The sequence below is a fragment of the Priestia koreensis genome, from assembly GCF_022646885.1.
In the GTDB taxonomy this organism is placed as follows: Bacteria; Bacillota; Bacilli; order Bacillales; family Bacillaceae_H; genus Bacillus_AG; species Bacillus_AG koreensis_A.
Genome location: NZ_CP061868.1, coordinates 424,124 through 443,072 on the forward strand (window position 1 = coordinate 424,124; position 18,949 = coordinate 443,072).

Sequence of the window (18,949 nt, forward strand, 5' to 3'; positions counted from 1 at the left end):
GGGGATCAACATGTATAGAGGCGTAGATTATTACCCAGAACACTGGGATATCGAGATGATGGATAGCGATTTATCAAGAATGAAAGAAATGGGCGTTAACCTTGTACGCATTGGCGAATTTGCCTGGCATCTAATGGAGAAGGAAGAAGGAAAGATTGACTTCTCATTCTTTGATCGCGCAATCGAAAAAATTAAAGAGTACGGCATTGAAGTAATGTTTGGAACACCAACGGCTACTTTTCCTGCTTGGCTTGTTCAAAAGCACCCAAGTATTTTAATAGAAGATGAGAACGGTCAAAAAATCTCTTTCGGTGGTCGTAGACAGTATTGCTATAATTCTGAGGTCTATCAAGAATATTCCTTGAACATCGTTCAGAAATTAGTGACGCATTATCAGCATGAAAAAGCGATTGTCGCTTGGCAAATTGATAATGAATTAGGACATGAGGGAAGCGACATGTGTTATTGTTCACAATGTCAGAAAGCCTTTCACTCCTTTTTACAAGAAAAATACGAAACGGTTGATGAGCTAAACAATGTATGGGGAACGATCTTCTGGGGACAAACGTACAATGATTTCTCAGAGATTCCCGTTCCGAAAAAGACCATTACCGTTCATAATCCATCCATGATGTTGGACTGGGCGCGCTTCCGTTCACAGTCGCTTAGTGAATTTGCGAAAAAGCACGTTGAGCTAGTTCGAGAACTCAAAGGAGAGCATCAAACCGTTACAACAAACCTTCCGGGCGGATTTTTTGATAAGTGGTTTGATCATAATGAGTTTTCTCGCTCACTCGATTATGTATCCTATGATAACTATCCGGTATGGGGTGGTTTAAAAGAGCCTGTTACACCTGCGGAGTTATCAGCGACATTGGACTTTGTTCGCGGCTTAAATAAACAAAATTTCTGGATCGTAGAGCAGCTGATGGGTGCACAGGGGCATGATATTATCGGCTACCTTCCGCGTCCTAACCAAGCGAAAGCATGGTCATATCATGCATTTGCTCACGGATGTAACAACATGCTTTATTTCCGTTGGAGAGGAATGAATCGCGGAGCGGAGCAGTACTGTCTAGGAATTTTAGATGCAAACAATCAAAAGACAAGAAAGTTTCATGAGGTAAAAAGCTTCTTTAATCACATTAGTCAATATGAAGATTTGTTTGATGCTCCTATTCAAGCTGACGTAGCGGTTTTATATGATTTCGATAACATATGGGCATGGCGCATTCAGCGAGAGAGCTCACAGTTTCAATTTATGAACGAGCTTGTTCGTATGTATGAGCCGTTTTACCGCCAAAACATTGCAATCGATGTACTAAGATACGATCACGATTTCTCAGCATATAAAGTGGTTATTTTACCAGTGATGAAAGTGGTCGATGAAGAACTAGTACGACGCCTAGAGGCATTTACAAAAGCAGGCGGTACAGTGATTATGTCGTACCGAGCAGGCGTGAAAAATAAACAAAACAACCTTATTCTAGGGGAAACGATTCCAGGTAAACTATCACCTCTATTAGGAATTCAAGTAGAAGAATCAGAATCTCTACATGACGGCCAGCAGGTTACAGTCGTATCGACAGATGGAGAAGAAAGTACTTGTAAAGTATGGAGAGATATTGTTCGACCAACGACAGCTCAAACGCTTTATCATTATACAGATCATTTTTATAAAGAATATGCCTGTGTAACAGAAAATCAATTTGGTGAAGGAAAAGCGTACTACGTAGGAGGCGGACTAGAATTAGATGCGTTAGTAGATCTTGCGAAAGATATTGCTCAAGATCAGGATCTTCAAACCATCCACACAGAGCCAGGCGTTGAGGCAGTGAGAAGAACCGATGGAAAAACAAACTACGTCATTGTCATCAACCACAACGGTCATGAAGTTATGTTCAATAACAAGGCGCTTCAACCGTACGAATGTCGCTTTTTCGAAATGTCAGAGGAGGGAACTATTGATGAATTATCATGAGTTAGTCATTCAATTTAAACAAATTTTTCAGCGAGCCGATTACCGCGTATTTTTTTCACCAGGACGCATTAACTTAATTGGAGAACATACGGACTACAATGGTGGGAACGTATTTCCATGTGCCATTACGTTTGGAACGGCAGCTATTGCAAAAGAACGTAACGATGCCCTTATTCGATTATATTCATTGAATTTCCCTGATAAAGGAATCATGGAGTTCTCAATTGACCACCTTGACTATCGAAAAGAGCATGACTGGGCGAATTATCCAAAGGGGATGATTCGTTACTTAAAAGAGCAAGGCTACAACATTTCTACTGGAATGGATATTCTTTTCTACGGTAATATTCCAAATGGAGCTGGGCTTTCATCTTCCGCTTCCATTGAACTAGCAACAGGCGTTGTGTTAGAAGGGATTTTTAATCTAACTATTAATCGTCTTGAGCTTGTGAAAACAGGAAAACGCGTTGAAAATGAATTTATCGGTGTGAACAGTGGGATTATGGACCAGTTCGCGATTGGAATGGGGAAGGAAAACCATGCGATTTTATTAGATTGCAATACGCTGAAGTTTGAATATGCGCCCATTCATTTAAAAGATCATAAAATTATTATTATGAACACAAACAAGCGTCGCGAGCTAGCGGACTCAAAGTATAATGAGCGTCGGAGTGAGTGTGAACAAGCGCTTGCACAACTTCAGTCAGATATTAGCGTATCAACGCTAGGTGAATTAACCGAAGCAGAATTTGAAGCGCACAAGCATGTGATTACGAGTGACGTCTTACAAAGAAGAGCACGCCATGCTGTATATGAAAATCAGCGTACGCTAAAAGCGAGTGAAGCACTGAGAAGCGGTAACTTAGATAAGTTTGGTAAACTAATGAATGAATCACATATTTCACTACGAGATGATTACGAGGTAACGGGTATTGAGCTTGATACACTCGTTTCAGTAGCATGGGAGCAGCCAGGGGTTTTAGGCGCTCGTATGACAGGAGCAGGCTTTGGCGGATGTGCGATTGCCATTGTAGAAAATGATGAAGTAGATCAATTCATCGAAGAAGTTGGACATCAATACCGCACAGCTATTGGTTATGATGCAACGTTTTATGTGGCAAGTGTCGGTGACGGAGCAAGAGAAGTGAAGAAAACAGAGGTGGCGATGTAATGAGTATTTTAGTATTAGGTGGAGCAGGATATATCGGGTCACATGCCGTGTATCAATTAATTGATGGAGGCTATGACGTTGTTGTAGTCGACAACCTTCAAACGGGTCATAAAAAAGCAATTCATCCTAAAGCTTCTTTTTACGAAGGAGATATTCGCGACCGTGAATTTTTAAGAAGCGTGTTTACAAAAGAAACGATCGACGGCGTTATTCATTTTGCAGCTAATTCATTGGTTGGTGAATCAATGACTGAGCCATTAAAATATTTCGATAATAACGTATACGGTACACAAGTTTTATTAGAAATTATGAATGAATTTTCCGTAAGAAATATCGTGTTCTCGTCTACAGCTGCTACATATGGTGAGCCAGAAGTCGTGCCAATTACGGAGAAAATGCCGACTGTTCCAACAAATACGTATGGCGAAACGAAGCTTACAATGGAAAAGATGATGAGATGGTGTGACGAAGCATATGGTACAAAGTTTGTGTCACTTCGCTACTTTAACGTAGCAGGAGCGAGAGAAACAGGAGAAATCGGTGAAGATCATTCACCGGAAACGCATTTAATTCCAGTCGTTTTACAAGTAGCGCTTGGTCAACGCGAGCACATTACGATTTTTGGTGAAGATTATGATACGCCAGACGGCACGTGTATCCGTGATTACATCCACGTAGCGGACCTAATTGATGCGCATATTTTAGCACTTCAATACTTACAAAAGGGCGGCGAAAGCAACGTCTTTAATTTAGGAAGTAGCCAAGGCTTCTCAGTAAAAGAAATTGTGGAAACCTCTCGAGAAGTAACGGGACATGATATTCCAGCAAAAGTCGGTGAAAGAAGAGCAGGAGATCCGAGTAAACTTATTGCGTCCTCTGCGAAAGCAAAAGAGGTACTAGGCTGGGAGCCGAAGCGTACAGACATCCACAACATTATTCAAACAGCATGGAATTGGCACGAAAATCATCCAAATGGCTACGAAGATTAAGGAGGAAATCACATGAGTATATATGCATCTATTACACAGCTAGTGAACGCTGCTATTAAAAAGCAATTAATTCAAAGAGAAGATGAGATATATGCTAGAAATCAAGTGGCTGCAGCGCTTCATCTCCAGGATTTCGTAGAAGAACCTGTAACAGAAGAAAAATCCATTCCAGATCTGCTAGAAGAACTTACGCAGTACGCTCTAGATAAAGGAATTATCGATGATTTATTAGATGAGAAAGAAATATTCGGAAGTAACGTGATGAATATTTTCATTTCAAAGCCTTCTGAGGTGAACCAAACCTTTTATCAGAAATATGCCCAATCACCTTCACTAGCGACGGATTACTTTTATCAGCTAAGCCAAGACAGCAACTATATTCAAACAAAGCGCATTGCAAAGAATATTAGCTATCAGGTGGAGACAGAGTTTGGGGAGCTAGATATTACAATCAATCTCTCAAAGCCTGAGAAGGATCCGAAGCAAATTGCGTTAGAAAAAGAAAAGGCGAAAAGTAACCCATCAGTTGGCTACCCGAAGTGCTTGTTATGTGTAGAGAATGAAGGATACGAGGGAAGAATTGGTCATCCTGCACGCTCAAATCACCGCATGATTCGCATGGAGCTTACGGAGGAACAGTGGTTCTTACAATACTCACCGTATGTTTACTACAATGAGCACTGCATTCTTCTATCTGGTGAGCATCGAGATATGAAAATTAATGAATCGGCATTTCGTCGATTACTTACTTTTGTGGAAAAAGTACCTCATTATTTTGTAGGATCGAACGCGGACTTACCGATCGTAGGTGGTTCTATTCTTACTCATGATCATTATCAAGGTGGCAACTATGAATTTGCGATGGCAAAAGCACCAGAAGAATTCTCCTTTACCTTAAACGATTACGCTGATGTTACGGGAGCGATCGTGAAATGGCCAATGTCCGTGATTCGTTTAAAAGGAAAAGAGAAGGAATCTCTTGTAAAGGCTTCTACATTTATTTTAGATAGCTGGATAAAATATGAGGATGAAAGCTTAAATATTCATTCGCATACGGGGGAAACGAGACACAATACGATTACACCGATTGCCAGACAGCGCGATGGTGTGTACGAAGTGGATCTCGTTTTACGTAATAACCGTACAAATGAAGAACATCCGCTTGGCATTTTTCACCCTCATCAAGATGTACAGCATATTAAAAAAGAAAATATCGGTCTTATCGAAGTGATGGGATTAGCGGTGTTGCCAGCTCGATTAAAAGAGGAGCTTTTAGAAGTGGAGAAATATCTTCTCAATGAGCCGAATGAATTGGCTGCGTACCACAAAGAATGGGGCGATCAATTGCGCGAAACATACGCCTCAACGCTAAGCGCAAGCACGGTAGGCGAAATTGTCCGGAAAGAACTTGGAATGAAGTTTTTACGTGTGTTACGAGATGCTGGTGTCTTCAAAAGAGATGAAAAAGGTCAAGATGGGTTTAAACGCTTCATCAACAGTCTAAATCAGTAAGAGAAAGGGTCAGCTAATTTTTCATTAGCTGACCCAATGAATAAAAAAGGAAGTGGAAGCCATGAAAATTGATCAAACTCTTTTTGGAACATTGGATGGAAACGAAGTGCATGCTTACACGTTAACGAATAATAAAGGAGTTTCTGTGACGTGCCTAGATTATGGCTGCGTTATTCAAAAACTGATTATGCCTAATCGAGAAGGCAAAGGAGAAAACATTGTATTAGGATTCGATCATATCGATGATTATGTGGAGCACTCTCCTTACTTTGGTGCGATTGTAGGACCAGTAGCAGGACGTATTAAAGCAGGTGAATTTGAACTAAACGGTAAACCGTATCATCTAGCCAAAAATGACGGTGAGAACCACATTCATGGTGGAATCAAAGGGTTCAGTCATGTCATTTGGCGCGTAGAGCTTACAGAAGGTGAAGATGAAGTATCCGTCCGCTTTCTTCATTACGCATCTGACGGCGAAGATGGCTACCCAGGAAACGTTCGCATGAGCGTTACGTATACGCTAACGGAAGAAGAACTTTCTCTTTCTTATGAGGGAACGTCTGATAAGGATACGATTTTAAATGTAACAAACCACACGTACTTTAACCTGAGCGGCGACGTTTCTCGCGATGTTTTAGATCATACCGTCCAAATCCCCAGTGACTCTTTCCTCGAATTAAATGAAGAATCGCTGCCGACAGGTCATTTCTTACAGGTAGAAGGCACTCCGTTTGATTTTAGACAGAGCCGTAAGCTAAAAGACGGTGCGCTCTCTGATCATCCCCAGACGGTACTAGTAGGGAATGGATATGATCATCCATTTTTCCTAAAAGATCAGCACAAGCCGATTATTTTATCTGATGAAGAGAGCGGCAGACAAATTACCGTCTCCACAGACCAAGTGGGTGTAGTATTATATACAAGTAACCAATTAAAAGGAAACTTTGAAATTCAAGGAGTAAAGGCTCGACCATATCTTGGCGTATGTTTAGAAACACAAGGGCTACCGGATGCCATTCATCATTCAGACTTTCCGTCTATTGTCGTAAAGGAAAACGAATTGTATCAGGCAAAAACAACTTATAAATTCACTTCACTGATATGACCTGTCATATCAGTGAAGAATATGCATAAACACGAATGCATTTGGAAGAGAGCAGCTGGTTTTTACTTCATGTAATGAATTTCGCTGATAAACAAGGGGAGAGGGAAAGTATGGCTACAATTAAAGATATTGCGACGAAAGTGGGAGTTTCGATTTCTACTGTTTCTCGCGTATTGAACTATGATACGACGTTATCAGTGAGCGATGAAACAAAAAAGAAAATATTTCAAGTGGCTGAGGCACTGTCCTATAAAAAACTACAATCAAAAAGAGTAGCGGCACAGAAGGTTGCGATTATTAATTGGCATACCGAAAAAGAAGAACTAGATGATTTGTATTATATGTCTATTCGTCTAGGAGCAGAAGATCGCTGTCAGTGTCATAACCTTCAAGTAGTTAAGTATTCACAGTTGGATTTACAGGGCATTGAACAAGAAAACATTCAGGGCATTATTGCCATTGGAAAGTTTAGTAGTTCACAAGTAAAGCAACTTGAAGAAGTAAGCGAGCATATCGTATTTGTGGACTCAACTCCTGATGATGATCGTTTTGATAGTGTTGTGGTAGATTTTACGAAAGCAACGAGACAAGTAATTGACTATTTAATTGAGAATGGACATAAACGTATCGGTTTTATTGGTGGAAGAGAAGAATTCAAAGATCACTCCGCCAAAATCGACGATACGAGATCAGAAGTATTTGAACAATATTTAAAGCAACTTGAAATGTTTGATTCATCTTCCTTTTATGTTGGTTCGTTTACTGTAGATGATGGATATCGACTTATGAAGCAAGCCATTGAAGAGCATGGTGAAGACCTGCCGACTGCTTTTTTTGCTGGAAATGATCCGATGGCGATTGGTTGCCTAAAAGCGCTCCATGAAGCCCGTATATCGGTTCCAGATCGCGTTAATATTATTGGTGTGAACGATATTAGCGTATCTAAATATGTCTTCCCTGCTTTAAGTACAGTAAAAATTCATACAGAATTAATGGGTGAAACGGCTGTTGACCTTTTAATGGAGCGAATTAACGAACGAAAAATTGCTAAAAAGGTATTTGTAGCCTCTCAGCTTATGGTTCGTGACAGTAGCTTTTAGATATACATACACAGAAGAACTTTATTGAGCGATAGAGTTCTTTTTTGTTCGTTGAAAACATTGAATTATCTGGATAATCAAAAGATAGTATGGTACAATTTGTATAATTATAGTCGAAGGAGGTGGAAAAGAGATGAATCGTTTTACTGTATTGCGTGAACAATGGTTAGAATTTATGTACATTTGCCGCGCAATTTTTCATGCTGGAGTTCGCAACGGGATCAGTCTGTCCTTTTTTAGAAACTCCATATTGGAAATAAAACGATAAGAAATCTCTTTATCCACTATTTTTATGGTCTTACAAAGAGAGAGCTTCTTCGCTCTCTTTTTTTGTTGAGGTTGTATGGAAAGCCGCGGATAGATATTTTCTATCTGCGGCTTTTTTTGCTATTTACAAATAAATAATGTCAACAGATTCATCAATAGTGGAAAAGAGTGTTCACATATTGAGATCGGAAGGAATGGTAAAACATGATTATTAGTGCATTTGATCGTATAACAAAATCGTTCGGTGGAGCCGTTGTGTTTGAGGAGTTATCCTTTGAAATACATGCCTCAGATCGTATTGGCCTAGTTGGTCAAAATGGGAGTGGAAAGACAACGATTTTTCATATTTTAGCAGGGATTGAACAAGCGGATAAAGGACAGTGTCACCTCAAAAAGGGGTTAAAAATTGGTCATTTAGCACAAATTTCGCGATTTAATAATCACCTACTAGTAAATGATGTCTTGCACAACGCTTTTCATGAGTTAATGAAGCTAGGAGAGGCAATGAAGACGCTAGAAGAGGAGATGAAAGGTTCACAGTCAGAAGAAGCAATGCAAAGGCTTTTGAATGAGTACGGTAAAATTCAAGATCAATACGTACTTTCAGGCGGATATGAAATTGAATCGAATATTCAAAAGGTAGTGAACGGCCTTCAAATTCAAGCGCTTGTGGATCAAACCTTTGGCGCACTAAGCGGTGGCGAAAAAACAAAGGTAGGTCTTGCGTACATTCTCCTTCAGCAGCCAGATTTGCTTTTATTAGATGAACCGACCAATCATTTGGATATTGATGCGGTTGAATGGCTCGAGCAATTTTTACGCGAATATGATGGAACGGTTGTTGTGATTTCTCATGATCGCTATTTTCTTGATGAGGTAGCCACGAAAATTTTTGAGCTCGATCAAGGCGAGTTGTTCATCTCACATCATAACTACTCTGGGTTTTTAAAAGAAAAAGAGGAGAAGCTATTACTAGAATTTCAGGCGTATCAAGAACAACAGAAAAAGATCAAAAAGATGAAGGAAACAATTAAGCGTCTAAAAGAGTGGGCAAATCAAGCAAATCCACCGAATGCAGGGCTTCATAGAAGAGCAAGAAGCATGCAAAAAGCGTTAGATCGGATTGAACAATTGAGAAGACCGGTGCTAGAGAGAAAACGAATGAAGCTGCAGTTTGAGCAAGGAGCACGGAGTGGAAAAGACGTGATCCGAATGGAGGATGTGGAAAAAGGTTTTAATCAAACGGTGTTGCTTCAAGATGTTAATCTTCACCTTCAATTCCAAGAACGAGCGATTATAGTGGGGAAAAATGGGGCAGGAAAATCCACGCTACTCAAATTAATTTTGGACGAGCATACGGCTGATAGTGGCCGAATTGAACGAGGAAGTAATGTGAAGATCGGTTATTTATCACAACATATCGAGCCCACATATGATTCACAAACGGTCATTGAAGCGTTTCGTGATGTTGTGTCTGTAACCGAAGGAGAGGCACGACATATTTTAGCAACCTTCTTATTTTATGGATATGCCGTCTTTCAAAAGGTAAAGGATTTGAGCGGCGGTGAAAAAATGAGGCTTCGATTAGCACAGCTCATGTATCAAGATGTGAATCTGTTAATTCTTGATGAGCCGACGAACCATTTAGACATTGAATCACGAGAAGTATTAGAGGATGCCTTAGAGCATTATGAAGGAACGATTCTTGCCGTATCGCATGATCGTTACTTTTTAAATAAGCTTTCGGAGACGACCTATTGGGTAGAAGACAACACGCTCTATCGTTTTGCAGGGAACTATACGTGGGCAAAACAGAAGGTAGCGGAAAGGCAGAAAAGTGAAGAAAAGCGTGTGCCAAAAGAAAAAGAAGAAATAAAACCCCCTCGGGTGAAAAACATTCTACCTGTCGTTCAAGAGTATAAAGTAGAGGAAGAGATTGAGGAGGTTGAGGCATCGTTGCAAGCGATTCAGCAACAGCTATTGGTGGAAAAAGACCTAGGTAGTTTACAAAGCCTCTATAAAAAACAGCAGCTACTAGAAGAAAAAAGAGACGAATTGTATAACCTATTAGAATAAAAAGTACGAATAAAGGGACTATTTTATCCTAAAATGTCCTTTTTTATCCCTTTTTTATCAAAAAAGTTACAAAATAAACACAAAAAATTTGCAAAAATGTGATATTATTCTCATTGGGTAACATAATTTAAAATTTTAGAAAAATGATAATTATGAAAAGGGGTCTATCTTACGCATGAGAAAAAACGTCTTCAAACCAATTGTTAGTCTATCATTAGCATCAGCTTTATCACTAGGTGCCTTTGCTGCACCGTTTAGCAATGACTTTGCAAAAGCAGAAACACAAAATATTAAAGTACAACTACTGGGCTTAAACGACTTCCATGGCCAAATGGATTACTCTGATAAGCTTGATTTAGATAAAGATGGCGTCAAAGAAACACCAATTGGTGGGATTGCTTACACGGCCGCTGCTATTAAACAGCATCAGGCAGAAAATCCAAACACGTTGCTTGTGGAAGCTGGAGATATGGTAGGAGGAAGCCCGCTCGTTTCTTCTTATTTCCAAGATGAGCCGACAATTGAGATTTTAAAAGAAATGGGATTCTCTGTTGGAACACTTGGAAACCACGAATTTGATGAGGGCGTAACGGAAATGCTTCGTATGGTGAACGGTGGAAATCACCCTGGTGGCAAAAGCATTCCAGGCGTTGACTACACAGGAACAGGATTCCCTGTAGTAGCAGCAAACGTAGTGTACAAAGATACTGGTAAGCTAATGTTAGATCCGTATACGATCAAAGAAGTAGGCGGAGAGAAAATTGGTTTTATTGGCGTAGTGACTCAAGAAACTCCTTATATGATCGTTCAAAAAGGGAATGAAAATCTTGCTTTTACTGATGAAGCAGAAGCAATCAACAAATATACGAAAGAGTTAAAAGAAAAAGGCATTAAGTCAATCGTTGTATTGGCTCACAACCCAACAACTAATACAGCAGATAATGCATCATTTGATGCTTCTAAAATCGCTGAGAAAGTAGACGATGAGGTTGACGTAATTTTTGCTGCTCACAACCACGTAGGCGTAAATAAAGTCGTTGATAATAAGCTAATTGTACAAGCATACTCTTACGGAACAGCTTTCTCAGACGTGGACTTAGAAATTGATCCTACGACTCATGATATCGTGAAGAAAAGTGCAGATGTGGTGACGGTTATTCAAAGTAAATACACGCCAGATCCAAAAGTAAAAGCGATTGTTGATAAGTACGAGGAAAAAGTAAAGCCAGTTAAAGAACAGGTTGTTGGAGATTCAGCTGTTGAACTATCAGGTAAGTATGCTCAAAAAGGTCCTGTTGGAGATAACTCGCTAGGTAATTTAATTGCCGATGGTATGAAGGAAAACATGAAAGCTGATTTCGCTCTAATGAACGGCGGAGGAATTCGTGCAAGTGTGAATGCGGGCCCAATTACATGGGGTGAGCTATTCTCTGTTCAGCCATTTGGTAATACGCTAGCAAAAGTAGACGTGACGGGTCAAGATTTAGAGGATATCTTAAATGCCCAAATCGATCCTGTTAAGGGGCTTGATGTGAGCGTAGGTGGATTTAAGTATACGTGGAGCAGCCAAACGAACAAAGTTGTAGATATCTTTTTACCAGATGGATCAAAAATCGATAAAAAGAAAACTTATTCTGTTGTTGTGAATAACTATATGTACGGTAACCCAACATATCGTATCGCAGAGCTAGGCGAAAACATGGAAGTAGGGCCATCTGATTTAGAAGCAACGGTTGAATATGTAAAATCACTGAAGCAGCCGATTTCCTATAAGGCAGAAGGTCGTATTTCAGAAGTGACGCTTTCTCTTCCATTTAAAGATGTAGCAGATAATCACTGGGCTCATGACTATATTAATGATCTATACTTCAAAAATATTATTAAAGGAACGTCTGAGACGATGTTCTCACCAGATAAAGAGCTTTCTCGCTCACAGTTCGCTTCATTACTTGTGCGTGCATTGAACTTAAAAACAGACAAAGCAACAGATTTCAAAGATACAGCTAAGCTATCTGAGCAAGTTCAAAAAGAAGTAGCAGCAGCCGTATCATCAGGAATCGTAGTAGGTCGTACAGCTAATACGTTTGCACCGTATGCGCCAATTACGCGTGCTGAAATGATGACGATGCTAATGAGAGCATACAAAGTGAAAAACGGTAGCGTACCTGCACCTACAAAAGATATGTTCAAAGATACGTCAACGCTTAAAACAGAAATGCAAGACGCGATTGAAGTTGCGTATGAGCTAGGCTATGTGGACGGATTTGGTGACCAATTCAAGCCGTTTAACACAGCAAAACGTGCAGAATCAGCGAAAGTATTGTACATGCTATTAAAAAAATAAATGGCACGTATAAAAGATAGAGGTTGGGGCAATGATAGTAACGTATTCCCCCAATACAAATAAATGTTGAAGCACCGAACAATAGGTTCGGTGCTATTTTTTTGTGTGTAAAATATCAAGTAGAGATGTGAGTTCTGAAGGAAGAGAATGAAACGATTGAATATTTGTTTCTAGTTCTTGAATGAATAGAAGCTGTTCAGCGGATAAGGAAGCAATATCATCACTAGCAGAGACAAATTGTTGCGTTAATAACTGTAGTTCACGCATGTTTTCGAGCATTGAGCCTGATTGAACGGACATATGAGCAGAAGTAGAAGTTACTTCATTTATTCGTTGTTGGAGATTTTCTGCTTCTCTCACAATGTGATCAAATGCTTCTTGGGCATTACTAACCTGAAAGGAAGCTTCATTGAGCGTGTTCTGTTCATTTTTAGCGAGTGTGAGGGCCTGATGGCTATAAGTCTGAATATCGACCAAAATACTCGATATTTGCTTTGTTGATTCAGTTGATAGAGAAGCGAGCTTTTGAATTTCTCCCGCTACAACCGAAAACCCCCGTCCTTGTTCGCCGACTCTGGCTGCTTCAATTGTTGCATTTAAAGCAAGTAGATTTGTTTGTTTTGTAATATGAGCAATCGTACTTAAAAACGTATTAATTTTATTTGATTGCTGATTAAGCTGAGTAATTGCTTCTGAAATGTTCGCGATGGACTGGGTCGTATTATGCATTTGTTTTGTTGTGTTTGTCATCAATTCATTTCCCGCTGTTGCTGTATGAACGGTCGTTGACGACATCGTTAATAAATGGGACATCATCGCGGCTACATTTTGTAGGGAAGTAATAAAGTCAGCAAGCTGTCTTTTATTATCATCAACATTCGTTGCAAAGGAGAAGGCATGCTCTTTCATTGCTTGTATAGAAGCATCTATTCTTCCGCTTTCTTTCATCACTTGCTTTGATTCATGAGACAGGCTTTCGAGCTGCTCCGAAGTCTCTTGAGCTTTTTGTATAAGTCTACCTGTCATGCTATTTAACATTTTTTGTTGTTCATCATTTTGATTGGTAAACTTTAAATCTGATAATCTCTTTGAGTGAATCATCCAGCCTAAAGCACCGCTCATCAATAGTAGAAAGACGGCATGAATAAATAAAAAAGTAAACGGGTAATCGGCGCTTCCACACAGAATTTCTGGAAATAGAAAATAGCTGAGGACGTGGTGAAACAAAAATAATAAAGTACTTAATGCTAGTAAGGGCAGTGATTCATAGAAAGAAATAATGCCAAGCACCATAAAAATAGAAAAGTGATATTCGACTAGACCATTGCCACTAGCGATAATGGAAATACTACAAAATGTGAGCGATACGACTTGAAGAATAGATGTGAGTGTAGTGGAAGCTAAAGACCATTTTTTGAGGACAAATACTGCTATATAAAGAAGAATTGGAAGAACAAGTAGAATCATCTTCATAACGGATGTATCGTTGTGAGAGGTATAGAGATAAGGAGTAATGGTTGGTGCATACAGGTAAATGACGTAAATGCTTACAGCTAACACAATCGTAAATAAATTTAACCAATCAATTTGCTTTGTGCGATTCATAAGAACCTCCTTCAACAGACAAGGATGATTTATCATATGTTGTGAGAGAAGCATCGGTTCATTTTAAAGAGAAAAGAACCCTCGCTATTTTAGTAGCGAGGGTTCTTCGTATGTATACTATTTCAATATTTGAATCTTTACTTTACGGACTCCCCATTGGTAAGCCTTAGATTTACTTGAAAAGAATACATCGATTTTTCCGCCCTTCATGGCATGACCTTTATCTGCTGCGATTGCATAGCCATAACCAGGCACGTACACTTTTGTTCCTAATGGAATAACTTTTGGATCAACGGAAATTACTTTAGCGTTTGGATTCTTTTTTAAATTGATTCCTGTTGCTGTAATGCCGCTGCATCCTTTACAACTTGCTGTATATGCGGTAGCTGTTACCGAGATCTCCTTTTTCACTGCAGGAGCAACTGTTTTAGATTTAGTAGTAGGTTTAGTAGTAGTTGTAGGTGATACCGTTAAAACCTGGTTCACTCTCAAAGAATCAGAGGAAAGCTTATTCCATTGTTTTAGCTGGTTGACTGTTACATGATATTTTTTTGAAACACCCCATAAAGTATCTCCAGACTTTACCTTGTACGTATCTGCAAGTGCTGCACTTGAAATCCCAAGTGATAGGATGATAGTAGCACTTAGCGATAATAAAAGTTTTTTCATTGGTTTTATTCCCCTTTTTTTATCTAACTGATGTATATATTACCAGGTAAATATGACAAACATATTTCAAAAAGGTGCCTTTTATATTACAAAAATAGTAGAAAAGTTTGTTTTTGTAATAAAGGGGAACTATATTATGAGCAAAAAAACCCAAAAATCGGTACCTATTGGCACCGATTTTTTTCGTTTTACCAGTCTACAAAGAAGACATTGTTACATTTTTCGGTCTGACAATGAAGCGAAATTACTTTATCTTTAAATGTTACAGAGCCTGTAACATAAGAGAATCCTTGAAGTCGTTTTTCTAATAGTAATTTGATTAATAATAGATCCACTTCTTTTCTAGTAAGCAACTCTACGTCGTGAACCTCTCCACTCTCTTCAAGCATTAAATGTGCATATGTTCCGTTTCCTTCTCTATAAAGCATTGAGAGAGAAGGTTTCTGCTGCTGTGGAAAATGATCCACTAATACAACATAATCTTTATCCAAAAATGCTAATAGCTTCGTTAATGAAACATCAATTAAGGGATTCGCTGTGCAACCACATGGTAAAAATGCAATCATCTTAATACCTTCCTTCTTTCTAATCTTCTTTTATAAGGTGACGGATTCGAGATGATGTAGAATCTGTGAAAAAATCTCTTATTAAAATCTATGAAATGTATTACACATTATGAACAAAATGCTAGAAATTTAATCGTAAAAGTGTGAGTAAGAGATAATAGAGGAAATTAGGAGGGAAGCTTGGTAATGCTTATAAAAGGTGGAGAATCGGAAATACTAAAAAAATCTTTTAAGTTTATTTTAAAAATGGGTAGATTACGCCTACTATATGCTCTATCATAAAACTATTGTTTTCTTACCAAAAGAGAGCGGAGTAAATTAGTTAAAAAGGAGAACATTATGACAGTTCAATGGTCATTTTTTAAAGAAATGAAGCCTTTTTTACAAAAGGTATGGCAAAAGTCAGGGTTTGAAAATCCAACATCAATTCAGGAAAAGGCAGTGCCTTTACTAGTAGATAAAAAGGATGTAATTGCAGAATCTCCAACAGGTACGGGGAAGACGTTAGCATACGTAATGCCTCTTCTTCAAAATATCGATTCTACAAATACTCATATCCAAGCGGTTATTTTAGCTCCGTCACGTGAGCTTGTTATGCAAATACTAAGCGAAGTCCAAACGTGGGCAGAGGGAAGCTCAATAGACGTTGCTTCCTTTATTGGTGGAGTAAATGTAAAGCGTCAGCTGGAAAAGCTTAAAAAACGTCCCCAAATCGTTGTGGGAACGCCAGGTCGTATCCAAGAGTTAATTAAGATGAAAAAGATTAAAATGCATGAGGTTAAAACGATTGTGTTAGATGAAGGTGACAATCTGTTAGTGCCAGAGCATCAAGGTACGGTTGAGATGATTGTCAAATCAGCGCTTGCAGAGAGACAGGTCGTACTGTTTTCAGCAACGTTACCTGATCACACTGAGAAGCTCGCACGTAGCATGATGAATGATCCGGAAGTGCTAAAGGTAAAGCAAAGTGAAGAAGCAAAAGCGAAAGTAGAGCACCTTTACGTTGTAGCAGAGCATCGTGATAAAATGGAAGTACTTCGTCGTATTATGCATACAGGCAAGCTAACAGCACTTGGGTTTGTCAAAGATATTGGAAGTCTTTCTGTCTTAACAGAAAAGCTTGCTTACCGTGGGATCGATGTAGGAGCTCTACACAGTGAAGTGAAGAAAGAAGAACGTGTAGCAGCAATTCGTAAATTCCGTGAAGGTAAATATCCACTACTTCTTGCTACCGATGTAGCAGCGCGTGGGTTAGATATTAAAGGATTATCACACGTCATTCATGTTGATTTTCCGTTAGACGTTAATCAGTACGTTCATCGCTCTGGACGAACAGGACGAGCAGGCGCAAGCGGTACGGTTATTTCCATTGTGACACCACGTGAAGAGCGTGTCTTAAAGCAATTTGCTAAAGAGCAAGGCATTAAAGTCCATAAACGCGAAGTAATTGGTGGTAACATTGTAGAACCAGAGAATCGCCCTGTAGAACAACATAAAACGGATAAAAAATATCCAAAATCGAAGAATAAATCCTCAAACTCGAAGAAATATACGAAAAAAGCAAAAAAATAAGCAAAAGAACCCGTTCATCTTACTGATGACGGGTTCTTTTGTGTGGAGAGATGCACATTTTTTTGAAGTGCCCATATCATTAAATAGATACGTTAAAGGAGGAGAAAATCTTATGTGGACGCAGCACCAACGAGAGTGGTATACAGAGGCTCAGACACAGCTTGTATCCACTCCTTATTATACAAATCAAGAAGAGCGCGTATACGACCCTATTAATCGGCAGGCCGCTTTGTATCCCGCTTCTATTCAGACAATAGAGGGTAGGAAATGGGGCTACATTGATGCAAAGGGTATTATGATGCTGTCGCCTATTTATGATGAGGCACGTGAGTTTCAACCTAATGATTTAGCGATCGTGCGAATGAAAGATAAGTACGGAACGATTACACGAAACGGTCAGTACCGCATTCGTCCTACGTACGATACGATTCTGCCTTATCAGGATCAACGAGCCGTCGTAGTGGATCAAGAAGGTTTTAAAGTCATTGATGAATTTGGAGTAGTTCTAACTAAAAAGGCGTACAGCTTCATTAATCCTTTTCAAGAAGGGCGCGCATTATGTTCCGTTTCAGACGAGAAAGGAACAACTTTATATGGATACTTAAATCTTGATGGAAAAGAAATTATCCCTACCCAATATAAAAATGCCTACGATTTTGTGGATAAAAAAGCTTCTGTTCAAATAAAAGAGAACGAGTTTGCTCTGATTAATACAAAGGGTGAGCGTCTTCATACGTATAACTATCCCTTTGTAGGGAATTTAGGAGAGGGTTTACTTCGCTTTCAAGCAACAGAGAACGGAAAGTATGGCTACATTAATGAAGAAGGAACCGTCGTAATAGAGCCTCAGTTTACGAATAGTCAACCTTTTCAAGAAGGAAGAGCCGTTATTAACAATGCTCCCGACTACGGAAACCAATATGGTCTAATTGATAAGAGTGGAAAAGTAATTATTAAGCCGATCTATAATGATTTGTTGCAAATCGGGAGTGGAAGGATCGCTGTTGGAAAAGCGATTAAAGAAGGAGAACCTTTCATTGGATCACATTATGCAATTGCAACGAATAACGGGAGGTTTCTGACCGACTTTGTGTACAATCAAGTATCCACATTTGAAAAAGGTCTTGCCTCTGCTACAAATAATGATACAACCTTTTTTATTGATGAGCAGGGTAAAATTGTTCAAGGACTGCCGATTTTAAAGGGAACAGGTATGTTAACCGTTGATCGTTCGTTAATAAAAGCGGATGTGGATAATCAAGTCTCATACTTAACACGATCTGGGCAGGTCGTCTGGGAAGAAAATGATACGGTGGCATTAAATAACCGTTTTCAGCTTCGCCAAAAGAAATACCGCCCGAATAAAGATTATTTAGTATATTATCCACAGGTGGAAGGAATGAAGGTCAAATCGATTCAAGAAAATGTGAATAACCAGTTAAAAACGTTATCTAAAGTAGTAACCATTGATCCTATTAAGCAATTAGACTATAGCTATACAGGTAATTACAGCATTTCGATGTTTAAAAAGAACCTTCTTGTTATTGAATTGAATGGGTATCAATATTATTTTGGAGCAGCCCACGGGATGCCTACGAAGACTTATCCACATATCAATCTAATAAATGGTAAATTTTATAAACTAGATGAATTATTTATCCCTGGAAGTGATTATCAAAAGGTCATTAATGATCTGATTACGAAGCAAATTAAACAAAATCCACAATACTCATATGTTTTCCCGGACAGCTTTCAAGGAATTAGCAACAATCAACCCTTTTATGTGTCTGAATATGCGCTCCATATATACTTTACTCCTTATGAAATTGCTCCTTATGCAGCAGGTTTTCCAACTTTTACAATCCCTTATCCACAGATTAATGAGATTATTAACAAAAAAGGCGAGTTCTGGCGATCGTTTCAGTAAGATTCACTGTGGAAACAGTGGATTTTTTTGTGTATAAGGAAGAAATTCCTCTCTCAAATGGAATG

The 18,949-nt window shown here is 39.0% G+C and carries 14 protein-coding genes; 11 read left to right on the forward strand and 3 right to left on the reverse strand.

Translation table 11 applies throughout. The features are described from left to right. Positions 1-10 precede the first annotated feature (10 nt). The 9 genes from IE339_RS02175 (at position 11) to IE339_RS02210 (ending at position 12,545) form a co-directional block, all read left to right on the forward strand. A complete protein-coding gene (locus tag IE339_RS02175; protein ID WP_242173183.1) occupies positions 11-1,981 on the forward strand; it encodes a beta-galactosidase in 1,971 nt (656 codons plus the stop codon). After that, a complete protein-coding gene (locus IE339_RS02180; protein WP_242173184.1) occupies positions 1,968-3,152 on the forward strand; it encodes a galactokinase in 1,185 nt (394 codons plus the stop codon). The genes IE339_RS02175 and IE339_RS02180 overlap by 14 nt, the downstream gene beginning before the upstream one ends. Then, the gene (galE, locus tag IE339_RS02185) at positions 3,152-4,141 is read left to right on the forward strand and encodes a UDP-glucose 4-epimerase GalE (protein WP_242173186.1); all 990 of its coding nucleotides are present in this window, start codon (positions 3,152-3,154) and stop codon (positions 4,139-4,141) included. The genes IE339_RS02180 and galE overlap by 1 nt, the downstream gene beginning before the upstream one ends. 12 nt (positions 4,142-4,153) lie before the next feature. Continuing rightward, entirely contained in the window at positions 4,154-5,653 is a 1,500-nt protein-coding gene (gene galT, locus IE339_RS02190; protein WP_242173188.1) for a UDP-glucose--hexose-1-phosphate uridylyltransferase, read from the forward strand. 61 nt (positions 5,654-5,714) lie between these two features. Further along, positions 5,715-6,758 carry an aldose epimerase family protein gene (locus IE339_RS02195; protein WP_242173190.1) on the forward strand — a complete coding sequence of 348 codons (1,044 nt, stop codon included), beginning with the start codon at positions 5,715-5,717 and terminating at the stop codon, positions 6,756-6,758. Between the two features lie 110 nt (positions 6,759-6,868). Next, on the forward strand, positions 6,869-7,858 hold the full coding sequence (locus IE339_RS02200; RefSeq protein ID WP_242173192.1) for a LacI family DNA-binding transcriptional regulator: 990 nt from the start codon (positions 6,869-6,871) through the stop codon (positions 7,856-7,858). Between the two features lie 133 nt (positions 7,859-7,991). Then, positions 7,992-8,126 (forward strand): RAxF-45 family protein, encoded by a 135-nt coding sequence (locus IE339_RS24750; protein ID WP_285846768.1) that lies wholly within the window; start codon positions 7,992-7,994, stop codon positions 8,124-8,126. A 203-nt stretch (positions 8,127-8,329) separates the two neighbouring features. Next, the gene (gene abc-f, locus IE339_RS02205) at positions 8,330-10,201 is read left to right on the forward strand and encodes a ribosomal protection-like ABC-F family protein (protein WP_242173194.1); all 1,872 of its coding nucleotides are present in this window, start codon (positions 8,330-8,332) and stop codon (positions 10,199-10,201) included. Between the two features lie 175 nt (positions 10,202-10,376). Then, on the forward strand, positions 10,377-12,545 hold the full coding sequence (locus IE339_RS02210; protein WP_242173196.1) for a 5'-nucleotidase C-terminal domain-containing protein: 2,169 nt from the start codon (positions 10,377-10,379) through the stop codon (positions 12,543-12,545). A 93-nt stretch (positions 12,546-12,638) separates the two neighbouring features. Here IE339_RS02210 and IE339_RS02215 read toward each other — a convergent pair whose 3' ends face one another. The 3 genes from IE339_RS02215 to IE339_RS02225 all read right to left on the reverse strand — a co-directional run bounded on the left by IE339_RS02215 (position 12,639) and on the right by IE339_RS02225 (position 15,385). Continuing rightward, complete coding sequence (locus IE339_RS02215) at positions 12,639-14,150, reverse strand: methyl-accepting chemotaxis protein (protein ID WP_242173197.1); 1,512 nt, start codon at positions 14,148-14,150, stop codon at positions 12,639-12,641. A 117-nt stretch (positions 14,151-14,267) separates the two neighbouring features. Further along, entirely contained in the window at positions 14,268-14,819 is a 552-nt protein-coding gene (locus tag IE339_RS02220) for a 3D domain-containing protein (RefSeq protein ID WP_242173199.1), read from the reverse strand. Between the two features lie 188 nt (positions 14,820-15,007). Further along, entirely contained in the window at positions 15,008-15,385 is a 378-nt protein-coding gene (locus tag IE339_RS02225; protein ID WP_242173201.1) for a hypothetical protein, read from the reverse strand. Positions 15,386-15,724: 339 nt separating this feature from the next. On the opposite strand from IE339_RS02225, the gene IE339_RS02230 reads away from it, so the two are divergent. Then, entirely contained in the window at positions 15,725-16,957 is a 1,233-nt protein-coding gene (locus IE339_RS02230) for a DEAD/DEAH box helicase (RefSeq protein WP_242173203.1), read from the forward strand. A gap of 112 nt (positions 16,958-17,069) precedes the next feature. Continuing rightward, positions 17,070-18,884 (forward strand): WG repeat-containing protein, encoded by a 1,815-nt coding sequence (locus IE339_RS02235; protein WP_242173205.1) that lies wholly within the window; start codon positions 17,070-17,072, stop codon positions 18,882-18,884. Positions 18,885-18,949 lie beyond the last annotated feature (65 nt).

Coding starts and splice junctions, on each gene's coding strand:
- IE339_RS02175 (WP_242173183.1), top strand. CDS start 11: ATGTATAGAGGCGTAGATTATTACCCAGAACACTGGGATATCGAGATG.
- IE339_RS02180 (WP_242173184.1), top strand. CDS start 1,968: ATGAATTATCATGAGTTAGTCATTCAATTTAAACAAATTTTTCAGCGA.
- galE (WP_242173186.1), top strand. CDS start 3,152: ATGAGTATTTTAGTATTAGGTGGAGCAGGATATATCGGGTCACATGCC.
- galT (WP_242173188.1), top strand. CDS start 4,154: ATGAGTATATATGCATCTATTACACAGCTAGTGAACGCTGCTATTAAA.
- IE339_RS02195 (WP_242173190.1), top strand. CDS start 5,715: ATGAAAATTGATCAAACTCTTTTTGGAACATTGGATGGAAACGAAGTG.
- IE339_RS02200 (WP_242173192.1), top strand. CDS start 6,869: ATGGCTACAATTAAAGATATTGCGACGAAAGTGGGAGTTTCGATTTCT.
- IE339_RS24750 (WP_285846768.1), top strand. CDS start 7,992: ATGAATCGTTTTACTGTATTGCGTGAACAATGGTTAGAATTTATGTAC.
- abc-f (WP_242173194.1), top strand. CDS start 8,330: ATGATTATTAGTGCATTTGATCGTATAACAAAATCGTTCGGTGGAGCC.
- IE339_RS02210 (WP_242173196.1), top strand. CDS start 10,377: ATGAGAAAAAACGTCTTCAAACCAATTGTTAGTCTATCATTAGCATCA.
- IE339_RS02215 (WP_242173197.1), bottom strand. CDS start 14,150: ATGAATCGCACAAAGCAAATTGATTGGTTAAATTTATTTACGATTGTG.
- IE339_RS02220 (WP_242173199.1), bottom strand. CDS start 14,819: ATGAAAAAACTTTTATTATCGCTAAGTGCTACTATCATCCTATCACTT.
- IE339_RS02225 (WP_242173201.1), bottom strand. CDS start 15,385: ATGATTGCATTTTTACCATGTGGTTGCACAGCGAATCCCTTAATTGAT.
- IE339_RS02230 (WP_242173203.1), top strand. CDS start 15,725: ATGACAGTTCAATGGTCATTTTTTAAAGAAATGAAGCCTTTTTTACAA.
- IE339_RS02235 (WP_242173205.1), top strand. CDS start 17,070: ATGTGGACGCAGCACCAACGAGAGTGGTATACAGAGGCTCAGACACAG.